This window comes from Agromyces sp. NDB4Y10 (genome assembly GCF_001620055.1).
Taxonomy (GTDB): Bacteria; Actinomycetota; Actinomycetes; order Actinomycetales; family Microbacteriaceae; genus Agromyces; species Agromyces indicus.
This window is the reverse complement of record NZ_LQGY01000014.1, coordinates 180,691-196,677: the sequence shown is the minus strand read 5'-3', so window position 1 is coordinate 196,677 and position 15,987 is coordinate 180,691. Positions and strand designations below refer to the sequence as shown.

Annotated in this window: 16 protein-coding genes; 12 read left to right on the top strand and 4 right to left on the bottom strand. The window is 67.7% G+C overall.

The window, feature by feature from the left end; genetic code table 11:
- The first annotated feature begins 16 nt into the window (after nucleotides 1-16).
- From AVP42_RS16200 to AVP42_RS17050, 4 genes are all read left to right on the top strand, one after another.
- Nucleotides 17-1,222, top strand: a complete 1,206-nt coding sequence (locus AVP42_RS16200; protein WP_157356707.1) for a metallophosphoesterase — start codon at nucleotides 17-19, stop codon at nucleotides 1,220-1,222.
- Nucleotides 1,219-2,997, top strand: coding sequence for a hypothetical protein (locus AVP42_RS16385; protein ID WP_157356706.1), 1,779 nt, complete (start codon nucleotides 1,219-1,221; stop codon nucleotides 2,995-2,997). Before AVP42_RS16200 ends, AVP42_RS16385 begins: the two co-directional genes overlap by 4 nt.
- On the top strand, nucleotides 2,994-3,914 hold the full coding sequence (locus AVP42_RS16380) for a hypothetical protein (RefSeq protein WP_157356705.1): 921 nt from the start codon (nucleotides 2,994-2,996) through the stop codon (nucleotides 3,912-3,914). Before AVP42_RS16385 ends, AVP42_RS16380 begins: the two co-directional genes overlap by 4 nt.
- Nucleotides 3,915-4,178: 264 nt before the next feature.
- Nucleotides 4,179-4,526, top strand: a complete 348-nt coding sequence (locus tag AVP42_RS17050; RefSeq protein ID WP_369798129.1) for a hypothetical protein — start codon at nucleotides 4,179-4,181, stop codon at nucleotides 4,524-4,526.
- A gap of 23 nt (nucleotides 4,527-4,549) precedes the next feature.
- Here AVP42_RS17050 and AVP42_RS03945 read toward each other — a convergent pair whose 3' ends face one another.
- On the bottom strand, nucleotides 4,550-7,153 hold the full coding sequence (locus tag AVP42_RS03945) for an MMPL family transporter (protein ID WP_067946294.1): 2,604 nt from the start codon (nucleotides 7,151-7,153) through the stop codon (nucleotides 4,550-4,552).
- 137 nt (nucleotides 7,154-7,290) lie between these two features.
- On the opposite strand from AVP42_RS03945, the gene AVP42_RS03940 reads away from it, so the two are divergent.
- The gene (locus tag AVP42_RS03940) at nucleotides 7,291-7,806 is read left to right on the top strand and encodes a TetR/AcrR family transcriptional regulator (RefSeq protein ID WP_067946292.1); all 516 of its coding nucleotides are present in this window, start codon (nucleotides 7,291-7,293) and stop codon (nucleotides 7,804-7,806) included.
- Nucleotides 7,807-7,854: 48 nt separating this feature from the next.
- Here AVP42_RS03940 and AVP42_RS03935 read toward each other — a convergent pair whose 3' ends face one another.
- Nucleotides 7,855-8,694, bottom strand: a complete 840-nt coding sequence (locus AVP42_RS03935) for a helix-turn-helix transcriptional regulator (protein WP_067946513.1) — start codon at nucleotides 8,692-8,694, stop codon at nucleotides 7,855-7,857.
- Between the two features lie 179 nt (nucleotides 8,695-8,873).
- Here AVP42_RS03935 and AVP42_RS03930 point away from each other — a divergent pair, with 179 nt between their 5' ends.
- On the top strand, nucleotides 8,874-9,818 hold the full coding sequence (locus tag AVP42_RS03930) for an SDR family oxidoreductase (RefSeq protein WP_067946290.1): 945 nt from the start codon (nucleotides 8,874-8,876) through the stop codon (nucleotides 9,816-9,818).
- Between the two features lie 40 nt (nucleotides 9,819-9,858).
- Here AVP42_RS03930 and AVP42_RS03925 read toward each other — a convergent pair whose 3' ends face one another.
- The gene (locus AVP42_RS03925; RefSeq protein WP_067946288.1) at nucleotides 9,859-10,212 is read right to left on the bottom strand and encodes an STAS/SEC14 domain-containing protein; all 354 of its coding nucleotides are present in this window, start codon (nucleotides 10,210-10,212) and stop codon (nucleotides 9,859-9,861) included.
- Between the two features lie 119 nt (nucleotides 10,213-10,331).
- On the opposite strand from AVP42_RS03925, the gene AVP42_RS03920 reads away from it, so the two are divergent.
- From AVP42_RS03920 to AVP42_RS03900, 5 genes are all read left to right on the top strand, one after another.
- Nucleotides 10,332-10,679 carry a PadR family transcriptional regulator gene (locus tag AVP42_RS03920; protein WP_082846968.1) on the top strand — a complete coding sequence of 116 codons (348 nt, stop codon included), beginning with the start codon at nucleotides 10,332-10,334 and terminating at the stop codon, nucleotides 10,677-10,679.
- Nucleotides 10,676-11,410, top strand: a complete 735-nt coding sequence (locus AVP42_RS03915) for a hypothetical protein (RefSeq protein WP_067946284.1) — start codon at nucleotides 10,676-10,678, stop codon at nucleotides 11,408-11,410. The genes AVP42_RS03920 and AVP42_RS03915 overlap by 4 nt, the downstream gene beginning before the upstream one ends.
- A complete protein-coding gene (locus tag AVP42_RS03910; RefSeq protein ID WP_067946282.1) occupies nucleotides 11,407-12,105 on the top strand; it encodes a hypothetical protein in 699 nt (232 codons plus the stop codon). The genes AVP42_RS03915 and AVP42_RS03910 overlap by 4 nt, the downstream gene beginning before the upstream one ends.
- A gap of 105 nt (nucleotides 12,106-12,210) precedes the next feature.
- Entirely contained in the window at nucleotides 12,211-12,798 is a 588-nt protein-coding gene (locus AVP42_RS03905; RefSeq protein WP_067946280.1) for a PadR family transcriptional regulator, read from the top strand.
- 39 nt (nucleotides 12,799-12,837) lie between these two features.
- Complete coding sequence (locus tag AVP42_RS03900; protein WP_067946278.1) at nucleotides 12,838-14,571, top strand: AarF/ABC1/UbiB kinase family protein; 1,734 nt, start codon at nucleotides 12,838-12,840, stop codon at nucleotides 14,569-14,571.
- Nucleotides 14,572-14,581: 10 nt separating this feature from the next.
- On the opposite strand, the gene AVP42_RS03895 is transcribed toward AVP42_RS03900, so the two are convergent.
- Entirely contained in the window at nucleotides 14,582-15,181 is a 600-nt protein-coding gene (locus AVP42_RS03895) for a hypothetical protein (RefSeq protein WP_157356704.1), read from the bottom strand.
- Between the two features lie 34 nt (nucleotides 15,182-15,215).
- Between AVP42_RS03895 and AVP42_RS03890 the strand changes: the two genes are divergently transcribed.
- A complete protein-coding gene (locus AVP42_RS03890) occupies nucleotides 15,216-15,986 on the top strand; it encodes a hypothetical protein (RefSeq protein ID WP_157356703.1) in 771 nt (256 codons plus the stop codon).
- The last annotated feature ends 1 nt before the right edge of the window (nucleotide 15,987 follow it).

The window sequence follows — 15,987 nt, the reverse complement described above, 5'->3', positions numbered from 1 at the left end:
GCTCACGATAGCAATCATGTCGGACATACACGCCGGAGAACGGAACGGCGAATGGACGCATGTCCTGTCGGAGCCGCCTGTTGCCCGGCGTGGCGAACAACCTCTGAGCGACCTAACTCAGCTCGTTGAAGAACTCCAGCTGCAGTGCGACTATCTGATCGCCCCTGGCGATATCGCCAATCAGGCTGAGGCTCTTGGACTGTCGTACGGGTGGCGGAGGGCTCAGGCACTGGCGCGACAGCTGCAGGCGAAGCTAATAGCTGTGCCCGGCAACCATGACGTGGTCTCGCACAGCCCCGCGTCAGATCCTCGCGCACTCCTCAAGAATCTAATTCCGACCTTTCCAACAGGCGATCCTGCACTAGACGACTCCTTCTGGGCACATGGCTGGGCGGTCATCGAGGAAGCCGACCACCGTTTCCTCCTTATTGATTCAACCGCCGATTTCCCTCCTTTCCCAGCCCACGCGAGCGAAGGTGACGCAGAATGGGAAGAGTACATGACCACGGTGGACAGGGGCGGCTTCCCGGAGACCATGGAAGACGAAATCGATGCATATCTGCGCTCGTCGACCGAGAAGCTAAACGTGGCTGTCGTGCACCACCATCCCGTGGAGCATCAGCTCCGCAGCTATCTCCATGACGGCTACGGGCCGATGCGCAGAGGAAGTGATCTGATCGATCTGCTCAGCCGGCACCCTCTGGCTGGCCGCTGGATCGTGATCCACGGCCACAAACACATCCCCCAACTTGTAAATGCAGTGAGCGCTTCGAGTAATGGCCCGCTGGTAATGTGCGCCGCAAGCCTGGGCGCAAAATTGTGGAGCCCGGTCAACACGGTTACCCGGAATCAGTTTCATTTCGTTGACGTGATCGCTGATTCCGATCCGCAGACTCCTAGCATCGTCGGGACAGTGCGCAGTTTCACCTGGGGGTACGGCGAGGGTTGGCATCTGTCGGAACGTACTGGTGCCGGGTTACCTGGCACGAGTGGTTTCGGATGCGCCGAAGATTTTAGGCAGGTGGGCGACCGACTGATCCAACATATGGACACCGATGCCCTCGAATTCGTGTCCTATGAGGAACTGACTGCAGCCGTACCACAGCTTCCGTATATGTTGCCGCGAGACTTCACGCACCTCGAGGACCACCTGGAGGCACGGGGGTTCATGTTCACAAGGGATCGTCAACAGCAAATTGTTCAACTATCACGGAGGACGTGAGAACGGTGCAGAACGTCCCAGGCTTCGACACCTTCAATGCAAAACGGCTTACCGCTGGAGAAATTGCAAACTCTTTCGTAATGCCGCCATCATTCGCATCTATCGCCGGGGGCGACCATTGCTATGTGATCGGCCCGAGAGGAAGCGGCAAGACCACGCTTCTCCGAATGTTGACGGGCGAAAGTCTTATGGCGTGGAGCGGCAGCGAGTCCGAGGTGTTCCGCGAACAGATTGACTATGCCTCGGTCTTCCTGCCCGCAGACGAGTTGTGGGCAAGTCAAGTGACCCGGACGAACGCAAGAGCTGCGTTTACGGCGCAGATGCTGTACGCCCTCGTCGACACGATGATGTATCGAGCAAAGGCGCACCGCGTCCAGCGGGCGTCTACCCATCTTCCCGTATTGCTGACCCATGATGAGGAGGTCGCTCTCGCTCGACAGTGTGCTTCCGCTTGGGGCTTGACGGAGTCGAATCCGAGCTTCCTTGGCCTTCAGGCTGCTCTCGATCTAATCATCGCCCGTCTCGCAGGCGGAGAGTCCTTCGAGACGCACCCGATCGCGAGCGCTGACAGCTTCGCACTATTGACTATCGGTATCCGGGCTTTCAACCGATTGACTGGCGAGCGCGACAGACGCTGGGCACTGCTTCTTGATGAGATGGAGTTGGCACCCGGCGAGATTCACGCTCTTGTAACGCGGTTCGTTCGGGGTGGCGCCGGCGACTTGATCCTGAAAATCTCGATGAGCCCGTTCGATCGGTACATGCACTATTACGGGTCCAGCGGGTCACCGGTTCCGGGTCACGATTTTCAAACCGTCTACCTCTCCGGCCAAGATCGACGGGATATCTACAGCTTCACGAGTGGTCTGTGGCGCGAGAGCCTTCGCTCCCGAGGAATTCCCTGGGTTTCGATGCCACGTGCACTCGGCACGTCGTTTCTGTCTCGAGACCCTCGCGCGCGTCGCACGACCGAGGAGGAGATGAAGCGAGTCATTGTTGAAGCGCAGCGGCAGGACGCCGCATTCTCGCGATGGTTACGCGACCGTCATATCGACGTAAACGCGCTCGAGACGTTGAGTTACAATCAGCGCTCCGCCACAGTCCGTAAAGTCTTCCCCCTTCTGGTCTTCAGGAATTCGGTGTTGGACTTCAGGCACGGACATCCAGTCCGGAGGAGCCGAAAGAAGCATCTCGAACCATTTACCGGCGCCGACGCCGTAATGACGATGCTTGAGGGAAACCCGCGTTGGATCAAAACGGCCTTCGCACAGATGCTCAACTATTTCGACGAAAGTACCCAAACTGTAGGACCGGGATTCCAGTATGACGCCCTAGTGTCCTTGGCAAATCGATTCGAGGCCTTACTCCGCGTACTCCCGAGCAAGCAAACTGCAGCTCCAGCGATCCCAGTGGTCGATCTCGTTGACGCGATCGCGGTGCATCTTCATGCTCAAAACTCTTCGGAATTCACGGCAGACCCACAGAATGGATTCACTGTCGATCGCGCGGTGGGTCAATCCGCGATTGATTCTTTGATCATGGGCCTTTACGCCGGAGCGTTCGTTCATGTACGAGATCGGCGAAGCCCGGCGGTACTTTCGGATTTCCACGGTCAGCGGTTCCGACTCGCTTACCTTCTGGCAATCCGAGACCGCAAGGAGTTTCCGCTTCGCCTAGGGAAGGACGTAAGTCTGAGTCGCATCGTCAAGCAGATGGAGAGGCGGCGCCCGACTGCGCATCCTGACTCAGTACCGCTCGAGCTGGAGATCGAATGAAGCCCATCGACCATCCGTTTGAACGCGGCTCAAGTTTCGATGTCGTGCTTGCTGTATGCGGGTACGAGACCCGTTCCTCCTACGTGGCCCGTCTAGGGGTGGAGGGCGGCACCAAGCTCGCAGTGACGTACAAGTCGCCTGCCGGCGGCGCCTTAGAGGCGAACCGGCTGCTCTACGAGATCGAGGGATGGACTTTCATAGCAGCGTCCAGCCTGCGCGAGGCTCTTCACCGCGCCTTGGCGGGACGCGGCGGCGCCGGTCGAATTTGTGTCGATATCAGCAGCATGGCGCGCCGCACGCTTGCAACCGTAGTCGAGGTCCTCTGGACGTTGTCCGCCCAACACCCGTTCGAAGTTCAGTTCCTATACTGTCCGGCGACATTTGACTCCAGCTCGAAGGCTGCGAGGCGAGTCGAGGCGCTCAACGCTGGGCCAGTTTCGGACTACTTCGCCGGCGAGCTTCGCTCGCCTTCGATTCCCGTCGGCCTCGTCGTAGGTCTGGGACTTGAGCCGCATCGCGCGTTGGGTCTGACGGAATTGGTGGAGCCCACGAAGACATGGGCGTTCGTCAGCGATAGCGAGGATGCTCGGTTCGCAGCGGAGGCGGCACGGATGCACACCCCTCTTTTCGACGCGCCCGCCAATTCGGCTCTCTTTCACTACGACGTGCGATCACTTGCCGAACCATATGGCGCGCTTGAGTCGCTCAGCTTCTCGGCTGGTCTGCGCTATCGTCTGCTCTTCGCCCCGTCAGGACCAAAGATCTTCTCCCTGGCTTGCCTTCTTGTCGCAGCACCGCGGGTGAGTTCGCGTCCTGCCGTGTGGCGGGTAGGGACCGCAACACGGTCTGAGGCGATTGACATTGAGGAGGCAGGCGATGTCGTCGCCTCTTCGGTACTGTTCGACTCGCGTTCCTAGAGTCAGGCGGTCCCCTGAGCTCAGAGGGCGCCTGCGAGCGGATGCGACTCCACGATGGCGCAGCTCGATGAGCATGCGACCAGCGCACCCGACGGGTGATTGCACGAATGTGGTCGAGGCGACCGCGCGATCGCCGGGCAACTGAACACGGTCGCGGTTGTGCGCGATGTCATCGACTTCTCACCGGCGCCTGCGCACTGTTGACTACTCAAGCGGCGCAGCGATGCCGGGAGCGCTCGTGACCGCCGGGGCTCACGCCAAGTCGTGACGACGAGGGTCGCCAGCTGGACTGCGCGTCCGTCAGCTCTACCGGCGGTCGACATCCAACTTGATCGCAATCAAGATGCAACTGCGACCGCCATCTTCAATCGACCGTCAACTCCACGCCGCGATCCGCCCGCTCGAGCAACGCGATGGCCCGCACCGCCGAGGTTCGAGCAGTGGACCGACCGGCTCGTCGCCGCGGCCGGCATCCCCGACCCCGTGCCGGCGGCGCGCGCCCTCATGGCCCTCGGCGACGGCCTGGTGTTGCATCGACTCACGATCGATCCCGAACTCGATGTCTGTCCTGCGGTCGAGCGCGCCGTGCGCGCGCTCGCGGCGACACGCTGAACAGCGCGGCGTCGGCCCCGACGTCAGCTCCGGATGCGCGCCCCGGCAGCATCCTCCCCCGCGAGCTCGACGCCCGCCGCGTCGCCGCTCCCGCCGCCCACTGCGGCCGCCGAAGCACCGTGCACCGGGTGCGACCGCTCGAGCGCGGCACCCTCGACGTCGACGTTGGGCAGGATCCGGTCGAGCCAGTTGGGCAGCCACCACGCCGACCGACCGAGCAGGTGCATGACGGCCGGGATCAGCAGCATCCGCACGATGAACGCGTCGAAGAGCACGCCGATCGCGAGGCCGAAGCCGAGCGGTCGCACCATCGCGAGGTGCGAGAAGACAAACCCGCCGAACACGGCCGTCATGATGATCGCCGCCGCGGTGACGACCACTCGGCCGTTCCGGAGACCTGCCACCACCGCCGTGCGCGCGGGCACGCCGTGCACGTACGCCTCGCGCATGCCCGAGACGAGGAACAGCTGGTAGTCCATCGCCAGCCCGAACAGCACGCCCATGATGATGATCGGCGCAAAGTTCAGGACGGGGCCCGGGTCGTGCACGCCGAACACGGCGCCGAGCCATCCCCACTGGAAGATGGCGACGATCGCGCCGAACGCCGCGAAGAGGGAGAGCACGAAGCCGGCGGTCGCGACGAGCGGCACGAGGATCGACCGGAACACGAGCACCAGGATGATGAGCGAGAGCCCGACGACGAGCGCCAGGTAGACCGGCAGCACGCCGGCGAGCTTCTCCGAGATGTCGATGTTGCCGCTCGCCTGGCCGGCGACGCCGAGTTCGATGTCGCCATCCGCACCCGCCGCCTCGCCGGACACTGGTGAGAGGTCGCGGAGCTCGTGCACGAGCTGCTCGGTCGAGACGCTCGACGGGCCGTCGACCGGCACGACCTGGAAGGCCAGGAAGTCGCGGTCGTCGGAGACGCCGACCGGCGCGACGGCGACGACATCCTCCTGCTCGAGGAGCAGGTCGGCGAGGTCCGCCTGCGTCGCCGTCACCTCGTCTTCGGCGATGCCGTCGGGCAGGGCCGCGGTGACCAGGAGCGGACCGTTCTGGCCGGCGCCGAACGCATCGGCGACCGCTGCGTACGCCTGGTACTGGGTCGAGTCGGTGGCCTCGGACGAGCCGTCGGGCAGGCCGAGCCGCATCGAGAGGGCCGGGATCGCCACCACGAGCAGCACGATGATCGCGAGCGCCGCGCGCAGGAGTGCGCGACCGGTGCCCATGGGCTTCAGTTCCGGTCGCGCGTGCGACTCGTGGCCGATCTGCGCGCGGGCACGGCGGTTGACGATCCGGATGCCGATGAGCCCGAGCACTGCGGGCGTGAAGCTCACCGCGAGGAGCACGGCGATGAGCACGCAGACCGCGCCGACGGTGCCCATCACGCCGAGGAACGGGATGCCCGTGACGTTCAGCGCCAGGAGCGCGACGAGCACGGTCGAGCCGGCGAACACGACCGCGTTGCCGGAGGTGCCGTTGGCGAGGGCGATCGACTCGCGGATCTCCATGCCCGCGAGCACCTGCCGTCGGTGGCGGTTCATGATGAAGAGCGCATAGTCGATGCCGACGGCCAGCCCGAGCATGACGCCCAGCACCGGCGTGACCGACGTCATGTCGACGACACCCGAGAACGCGAGCGAGCCCGCGACGCCGAAGCCCACGCCGATGATCGACGAGACGATGGGCATCACCGCGGGCAGCAACGCCCGGAACATGAGGATCAGCACGAGGAGCGCGAGCGCGACGCCGGCGATCTCACCCGGCCCGAGGAGACCCTCGATGCTCGACGCGATCTCGGACGAGTAGTCGATCGAGACGCCGTCGATGTCGGCGCCGTCGAGCTCACCGGCGACCGCCGCCTTCGTCTCATCGGACAGCGAGAAGAGCTCGTCCTCGAACAACACGGCGCCGGCCGCGGTCGCGCCGTCGGCAGAGACGGTGCGAATCTCGGATGCCGCGTCGACGAGCCGCTGCCCGTCCTCGAGCCGGCTCCGCTGGCCGGGCAGCTCGGCCGCACCGGCCTCGAGCTCGGCGCGCTGGGCGTCCAGCTGCGCGCGGTTCGCGTCGAGCTCGGCCTGCTGCGCCGCGAACTGCGCCTCGGCGAACGCGTACGTGCCGTCACTCTGCGCCTGCGCGACGGCCGCGTCCAGCTGGGCCTGTCCGGCGTCGAGCTGCGCCTCGGCGGCGTCGAGCTGGGAGCTGCCGTCGGCGACCTGCTGCTCCGCCTCGTCGAGCTGCGCGGCGCCGTCGGCAAGCTGCTGCTCCTGCTCGGCGCGCTCGGATGCCGCGGCGAAGGGGTTCACGACGTCGTCGACCCGGTCGATCCCGGCGATGCCGTCGAGCAGCTCGCCGATCTGCTCCTCCTGCGACGAGGTGAAGGTGCTGCCATCCTCCGTTCGGAAGACGACCGTCCCGGTCGCTCCCCCGAGACCGTCGAGCTCATCGGTGAGCTGTTCGGTCACCCGCTCGGTCTCGGTACCGGGGATGTTCATGGTGGTGGTCAGCGTGCCGCCGAAGGCGAGGAACGCGCCGGCGGCGAGCGCGAGGGTCACGATCCATCCGGTGATCACTGTCCAGGACCGTCGCGAGGCGAGCCGACCGAGTCGGTAGAGGAGTTCTGCCATGTCGGAGCCGCCTTCCGGATCACGAGGTGTTCGGCGCACCGTCGAGCCCGAACGAGAGTACCCGACGGATGTCGGAAATCCGACATCCGTCGGCGAAGTCGCAGACTCCGCAGCGGTGCGACTGCCAGAATCACCCTGTGGACGTCCGAGTCGAGCGCACCCGCCGCGCACTGCAGGAGGCGCTGTTCGCGCTCGCGCGGGAGCATCCGCTCGAGGAGGTCACGGTGGCCGACATCGCGACCCGCGCGGGCGTGAACCGCAGCAGCTTCTATCAGCACTACTCCGACAAGGAGACCCTGCTCGCCGACGCGCTCGACGCCGCGGCCGGACTCGCGCGGGCGAACCTGCCGGAGACCCCCGAGCCCACCGCCGACCCGCCCCAGGCCCTCGTCGACTACCTCGCCCACCTCGACGAGAACGCAGAGGTGTATCGCCGGGTCCTCGGGCCGCAGGGTTCGGCGGTCGTGATGGCGCGGCTGCGCGCGCGGATCGAGTCGATCGTGCAGGAGGGCATCGCGACGTCGGGCACCCCCGCCTACGAGGGGCTCCCGCTCGACGTCGTCGGCGCCGGTATCGCCGGCTCGGCGCTCGGCGTGATCGAGGCGTGGCTCGCGCGCGACCCGCGTCCGCCGGTGGCCACGGCGGCCGGCTGATCTCGACGCTCGGACCTGGCGGCACGCACGTGTCGCCGGTACCCGGCATCAGCTGAGCGTCTGGGCGCCGATGACGGCGAGCAGGCTCAACCGGTCGTGGCTCTCGCTTCCGGGGATCGCGGTGTACACGAGCAGCGAATGGCCCTGATCGGGGTCCATCAACCGTTGGCATGTCAGCTCGAGGGCTCCCACCTCGGGGTGGATGAAGTGCTTCACCTCGTGCGGGCGCACGCCGATCTCATGGTCGTCCCACACGCGTCTGAACTCGTCGCTCTGCTCGAGGAGCAACCCCGCGAGATACGCGGCACGTGAGTCCGGCCCGCGCATCGTGACGATCTCGCGAAGGCCCGATGCGTACATCCGGCTGAGGAACGCGTGCTCCTCCGGCGCGTATCGATTTCGGGCGGCCGGGTCGGTGAACCATCGGTACCCCGCGCTGCGGGCGGGCCCCGTGTACGACGTGGCATCCCCCGTCAGCGCCACCGCCATCGGCGTCTGCCGCAGCGTCTCGCCGAGTTCGGTGACGATCTCGGCGGGCGTGTCGTTCAAGCGGTCCAGGATGCGCAGCAATCCGGGGCTGATATGCGTGCTCACCTCGCCGCGCGCTGGCGGGTTCTGTCCTGCGAGCCGGAAGAGATGGTCGCGCTCGTCGAGCGAGAGGTGCAGACCGAGCGCGATCGACGCAAGCATCTGGGGCGAGGGCTGCGGTCCGCGTTCCTGTTCCAGGCGCGAGTAGTAGTCGGTCGACATGTGGCACAGCGACGCGACCTCCTCGCGTCGGAGCCCGGTCGTCCGCCTGCGTGGACCGCGAGGCAGGCCGACATCCTCGGGCTGCAGCGCTTCACGACGGCTGCGGAGGAACTCCGCCAACCCGGCCCGATCGATCATGGTGAACCTCGTCTCGCAGTGCTGCTTCGTTTCTACCTCGCTCGGATGCCCGGAACCACGGATCATCCGTCCCACCATCCGCGGCGGTACCTGGGCGTCGCGAACCGAGGATCGACAGTCTCTGGATGCCGCGTCCGGGACGGTCGACCGTGGGATGACCACGAACGAGGAGGACTCGAATGACCGGGCGAACGATCGACATCCACATTCCCAACCTGACCGCGAAGCGCGCGGTCGTCACCGGGGCGAGCGACGGCATGGGACTGAGGATCGCCGAGCGACTCGCTGCGGCGGGTGCCGAGGGGATCCTGCCGGTCCGCAACCCCGCGAAGGGCGAGCAGGCAGTCGCGCGTATTCGCGAGCGCGTTCCGGGCGCCGAGGTGTCGCTCCGACACCTCGACCTGTCGTCGCTCGCCTCGGTCGCCGCGCTCGCGGACACCCTAGGTTCCGAGGGGCAGCCCATCCACATCCTCATCAACAACGCGGGGGTCATGACGCCACCGGAGCGGCAGGTGACAGCCGACGGCTTCGAACTGCAGTTCGGCACCAACCACCTCGGCCACTTCGCCCTCGTCGCCCGGCTCGCGCCGCTGCTGCGTGCGGGGCGAGCCAGGGTGACATCGCAGGTCAGCATCGCGGCGCGACGGGGTGCGATCGACTGGGACGACCTCGACTCGGAGCGCCACTACGACGGTCAACGTGCGTACAGCCGATCCAAGATCGCGTTCGGGCTGTTCGGCCTGGAACTCGACCGTCGGAGTCGCGCGGGCGGGTGGGGCATCACGAGCAACCTGTCGCACCCGGGGGTGGCACCGACGAGCCTGCTCGCCGCGCGACCCGAGCTCGACCGCCACGAGGACACGCGGGCGATCCGGCTGATCCGCGCGCTCTCGGCCCGAGGGATCGTGATCGGCACCCTCGACTCCGCGTCGCTGCCGGCGCTCATGGCCGCGACCGACCCGTCGGCCGAAGGCGGAACCCTGTACGGACCGCGCGGACTCGGTCACCTCGGCGGACCGCCGGCCGTGCAGCGGCTCTACCCGCCGCTACGCAGTGCGGCTGACGCCGCCCGGGTCTGGGAGGCGTCCGAGCGGCTCACCCAGTCGGCGTTCGCCACCGCGTGAGCCCTGGCCCTCGTGCAACGACACATCCGGCCACCCGGGCTCAGCTCCGGAGCCACGCCCAGGCGGCATCCTCGTCCTCGAAGTACGCCGCCTCCCGCGCGTAGAACGGGGAGGCGAGATGCGCCAGGCCCTCCTCCCACTTCTTGTGGCCGACGATCGCCATGCGCGCGACCTTCTCGTGGAACTCGTGACCGAAGCGCAGGTCGGCACCCCACGCGCCGACCTTCTCCCACCGGAAATCGGTGAGGTCGAGCATCAGCTTCACCTCGCCGTGCTCCTCGACCGCGGCCTCGACCGCGGGCGTCAGGACCTCGTAGTCGGCCTTCGTCACGTCGCCGGACACGACGAAACCGAGGATGTCACCGGTGCTGCGGTCAGACTGCGTGATGGTCATCGAAGTGCTCCGTTCTCGTCGTTGTCGCCCAGCCTGACGTGCGGCGCCGACCGCGTCGAGAGGGCGTGGTCATTTCTCGGCCTTGTCTTATACGCACATAGGTGCGTATAGTCGCCTCCATGCCACGACGACGCCCGGGAGTGCTCCTCCCGATCGAGCTCGCGATCCTCGATGCGGGCCTCACCATCCAGCCGCGCGAAGGCTCGTTCTTCGGCTTCGCGCTCGCCCGCACGCTCGCCGAACGGGACGACTCCGCTCTGGTCTCGCAGGGCGCCCTGTACCGCGCCCTGAACCGCATGGAGACCGCGGGGTTGCTCGAATCCGAGTGGGAAGCGCCTGAACGGGCCGAGGCCGAGGGGCGCCCGCGCCGCCGCCTCTACCGGGTCACCGGGGCCGGCGAGGCCGCGTTTCGCGCGGCCGTCCGCGCCGAGCAGCGCGGCACCGTGACCGGCGAGGCCCTCGCGTGACCGGCCTGGACGGCCGCGCGGTGGAACGCGCGGCCCGCTCGTCCCTGCGCTGGTCGCTCCGGTACACGGCCGGGCTCGACCCGGTCATCGCCGCCCGCCGGCAGCAGGAGATCCTCTCCGATCTGCACGAGCACACGACGTGGGCAGCCGAGAGCGGTATCAGCCGGCGTGCGACCGCCCGAGCGCTCCGAGGGCGGATGCTTCGCGGCATCCCGGCCGATCTCAGCTGGCGGCGCACGCAGCTCACCGGACGTGAGGGCATCCGGTTGGTGCCGCTCCGGGTCGACGGGCTCCTCCTCGCCGCCGTCGCCGTCATCGGCGTCGTGCAGGTCGCCGTCGGCGCGTTCATCGCGGCCCGGCAGGTACGTGCACTGGTGATCGACGACATCAGCTCCATTCCCGACTCGGCCGCGCTCACCATCGCCCTCGGCTCCGTCGCGCTCATCGCCGTCGCGCTGCTCGGGCACCGACGCACCCGGCACTGGGGCGCGGCGGTGCTCGCCGTCACCGGGGTGCTGATCTTCGCGAAGAGCGTTCAGGCGCTGTACTACATCAGCGCGACCGCGCTCCTCGTGATCAACGGAGTGACGTGGCTTGAAACGGCCGCCTACGCCATCGGCACGGGCGTCGCGATCCTCTGCCTCGCCGCTGCCGCCTACTGGTCGAACCCGGTGCGCCGTTCCTCGGCAGCGTCCGCGGCATCCCTACCCGCCGGAGAGGAAACCCGATGAACCTGCAGCACCTGCTCGACGACGAACGACGCCGCGAGGAACAGCGAACGAAGCGATGGACACCGCGCCACCGCGTCGCGCTCGCGGTCGGCGCCGTCGGCGCCGCCATCGTCCTCGGAACCGGCGGGGTGCTCACCGCGGCCGCCGTCGCCGAGATCAACGGATTCGAACAGCAGACCGCTGCGTTCGCGTCGGCTTCGGACACGTCACCGCCCGCGCCCGACTCGGCGGCGGTCCCGACGCCGTCGACCACCGGAGCTGATCCGAGTGCGTCGCCGGCACCGGCAGCCGCTGCGGTCGAACCCGAGCCCGGAGGCATCGCCACCATCCTGGGGTACACCGTGTACGACGAGACCTCCGACCTCGCCCTGATTCCGCGGCCGTCAGCGGAGTTCGTCGAGGAGTGGGGGGACGTCGATGTCGAAACGATCCTGATGCAGAATCACCTCGACGCCGTGTGCATGGCCGAGAAGGGGTTCAAGGCTGCCTACGTCGCAATATGGCAGACTTGGGAGAACGGCGACACGTTCGACGTGGTCGACGAGCTCGACGCCTTCAACGACGCCCGCACTCCCGGGTGGGAGGAGGCCATGTGGGGCGCCCCCGACCAACCGCTCGGCGAGGACTACGACTGGAAGCAGGCCGGATGCCACGGGGCATCCGTGCACGCCACCGGCATGGACGACGCCAACTAGGACGCCCGGGTCTCCCAGCCAATTCACGACCACCGCAGTCACTCACCGATATATCGTTGACATATCGTCGAGACCCGATCAGGGCCCCGGTTCAGGGAGGTCATCATGAGCGATCCATTCGGCAGCACGTTCGGCAGCGGCTCGAGCAACTGGGGCGGCAAGGGCGGCCCCGGCCAGGGGTTGTGGGAGGCGATGGAGCAGCTGCGCGGCATGTTCGAGCAGAAGGTCGCGCCGCGCATGGGCAAGGGCGACGTCCGCACAGCGGTGCTCGCGCTCCTCGCCGAGAAGCCGATGCACGGCTACCAGATCATCAGCGAGATCTCCGAGCGCAGCGGCGGCGTGTGGAAGCCGAGCGCGGGCTCGGTGTATCCGACGCTGCAGCTGCTCGCCGACGAGGGACTCATCACCGCCGAAGAGGAGGGCGGCCGCAAGACGTACACGCTCACCGAGATGGGCAGGGCCGAGGCCGCGTCATCCGCTGACCGCGCGCCGTGGCCGACCGGCAGCACCAGCAGCGGCAGCAGCAGCCGTCGCGACTTCGGTCACGCCGGGCCGCTCGCCAAGTCCGGCATGGACCTCGCGCAGGCCGCAGCCCAGGTGGGACGCACGGGCACGCCCGAGCAGGTGCAGCAGGCGGTCGACATCCTCGACGAGGCGCGTCGACGGCTCTACTCGATCCTCGCCCAGGACTGACGCTCGGTGGCCTCGACACGTCGGCATCCGACAGGCAGGATGCCCGATGTGGGGAACACGCGCGCCCGCTACCGGAGGATCCTGCGGTTCGCCGCGCGCTACATCGTCCAGACGTGGTGGTACGAGCTCGTCCTGACCCGCTTCGGGCTGACGAAGTTCGTCGCCCGCGGGCGCACGGCACGGATGACGCGCATCGCGCAGCGCTTCCACGTGCTCGCCGTCGACCTCGGCGGCCTCATGATCAAGGTCGGCCAGTACATGTCGTCGCGGCTCGACGTGCTGCCGCCCGAGATCACGCGTGAGCTCGCCGGGCTGCAGGATGAAGTTCCGCCCGTGCCGTTCGACGACATCCGGCGCCTGGCCGAGGCCGAGCTGGGGGTGCCGCTCGAGCGGGCGTACGCGTCGTTCGACCCGACGCCGCTCGCCGCGGCATCCCTCGGCCAAGCCCACCGCGCCCGGCTCGCACCCGTCGACGCCGGCGACATGGGCTACGACGAGGCCGTCGTCAAGGTGCAGCGGCCCGGCATCGAGGTGATCGTCGACGTCGACCTCGCGGCGCTGCGCCGCGTGGCCGGATGGCTGAGCCGCGTGCGGTTCGTCGCGAACCGCGTCGACCTGCCGGCGCTCGTCGAGGAGTTCGCCACCACCAGCCTCGAGGAGATCGACTACCTGCACGAGGCGCAGAACGCCGAGCGGTTCGCCGCGAACTTCGCCGACGACCCGCGCGTGGCCGCCCCCGAGGTCGTCTGGGAGCGCACCACCCGCCGCGTGCTCACGCTCGCCGACGTGACCGCGATCAAGATCAGCGACCGCGCGGCGCTCGTCGCGGCGGGCATCGACCCGAAGCAGGTCGCGCACCAGTTCGCGGCCGTCATGTTCGACCAGCTGTTCCGCGACGGGTACTTCCACGCCGACCCGCACCCGGGCAACATCTTCGTGACGCCGGTCGCCGGGCCCGCGGCATCCGCTTCGGCTTCGCCATCGCTCGGGGCGACGGATGCCGCGGCGCCGGCGTGGCAGCTCACCTTCATCGACTTCGGCATGATGGGCGAGGTGCCCGACGGCCTGCGCCGCGGCCTGCAGCAGCTCATGCTCGCGGTCGCCGCGCGCGACGGGAAACGCCTGGTGCAGGCCATCCAGGGCGTCGGCTTCCTGCTGCCGACCGCCGAGACGTACGAGCTCGAGCGGGCCATGACCGAGCTGTTCGCGCGGTTCGGCGGCATGGGCTTCGCCGAGCTCGCCCAGGTCGACGAGCGCGAGCTGCGCAGCTTCGCGATCGAGTTCGGCGAGGTCGTGCGGTCGCTGCCGTTCCAGCTGCCCGAGAACTTCCTGCTCATCATCCGCGCCATGTCGCTGACCTCGGGCATGTGCAGCACCCTCGACCCCCAGTTCAACCTGTGGGACGCCGTCGAGCCCTACGCCGCGCAGCTGCTGCGCGACCAGCGCGGCGGCCTCGTGCAGACCGTCGGGCGCGAGGCACTGTCGGTGGCCGGCACCGCTTGGCGGCTGCCGGGCCGCCTCGAAGGGCTGGTCGACCGCGTCGAGTCGGGCCGGCTCGTTGCGCAGTCGCCTCGAATCGAGCAGCGGATGACACGCCTCGAGCGCGTCGCCGGCCGCATCGTGTCGGCGGTGGTGTTCGTCGGCCTCTTCCTCGGCGGCATCCTGCTGCGGGACGACGAGCCCGGCTGGGGTGTGGCGCTCATCGTGGCATCCGTCGTGCCGTTGCTGCATGCGGTGTTCGCGGGGGTGTTCGGGCGGCGCGGGCCCGGCTGAGCGCCGAGGGTCAACTCGGTAGTCGGACCACCGCGAGCGTGGCGACCGCGACCCCCACGACGAAGAACGCGAGACTCACCACGTACATCCGCCACCACCACCGTTGCATGCGCTTACCCGCGCGCATCAGCTCGTCCGCTTCAGCCAGCGGCCCCAAGTCGAGTGGGGAGCGGTCGACGAGCGCCCGCTCGAAGTGCCTGCGCCGGAACGAGACCGCTTTCGTGAACTCGCGTTGCGCCCGGTAGCCGAAGCCGACGCACGCCGCTCCGGCCGTCAGACCCAGGACCCAGGCGAACACCGCGGGAGCGACGAACTCGACCCGCAGTGCGAGCGTCGAGTCGGGCGCCGACACGGCGCCCAGCAGGGTGAGGAACGCGACGGCGGCGCCGCCGTTCAGGAGGAACAGCGGCGAGGACACCGCATGCTCGAATGCAGCGGTCGCCTTGTTGAGCTCGAGCTCGTGCGCGCGCTGCGCCTCGTAGATCGCCAGGTCGCGGTCCGAACCCGAATGGCGGGCCATACGACCAGCATGACCGCGCACGACATCCACCTCAACCGTGGCCGGCGGCCGTCGCTGGACAATTGGACCGAGTTGCGTGCCGAAGGCCACACCGCCACGCGAAACTCGGCGCAGGGGTGCCCGAATGCACGAGCGAATGAAGGTCTGCGATCCACTATTCCTGCAACTCGACGACCCGCGGGCGCCACGCCTGTTGTTCGCCGCCGTGGAGGATCCTCCGGAGCGAGGGAAGGTCGAACAGATAGGTCCGGGGCTGAAGGCCCAACATTTCGAATGGTTCAGCGAATTGCTGCTGCAACTGCAGGACCGCTCGGGTTCCGCCCTGCCCGTGCGTCTCTGCGTCTACCGGATCGCGGCCACTGAGGATCTCGATCTGCACGCCGCCTGCATCGATTCCGCTCCCGAGGGCCTGCTCTCGGTGCTCGGCGGAGCCGACTACGGCGATGCGCTGGCCGGGCTCCTCGCCAGACACTGGCCGGACGTGTACTCCATGCTCGAAGCGAGTACGGCTGGCGACCTGAGCCGCCGGCTGCTCATGGCGTTCGACACGCAACACGGCCGGCAGTGGCTGGTCGCCGATCCGGTCGTCGGCGAAGCGCGCGGATGGGTCCAGCCCGAGCAACTCGCCAGCCTCGCGGTGGACGCGCTCGATGTCGCGCTGCGGGTGAACGACTTCGTCACGAGGCTGCCGCAGATCCTCGAGCTCGGGCCTGACCTGGCCTCCCGGCGTCTTGCGGCCTGGGGAGGCCTGCTCTCGGGCATCGGCGGCGCAGGCGACGGCGCGATGACGCTCGCCGAAAACGGATTCGACACGCAGGCACTCAATGACATCGTCGAGGCGCTCAAGGGGCTGCCGGAGCAACTCCGGGGCGTGAGCGAACGACGGTCGCCATAGC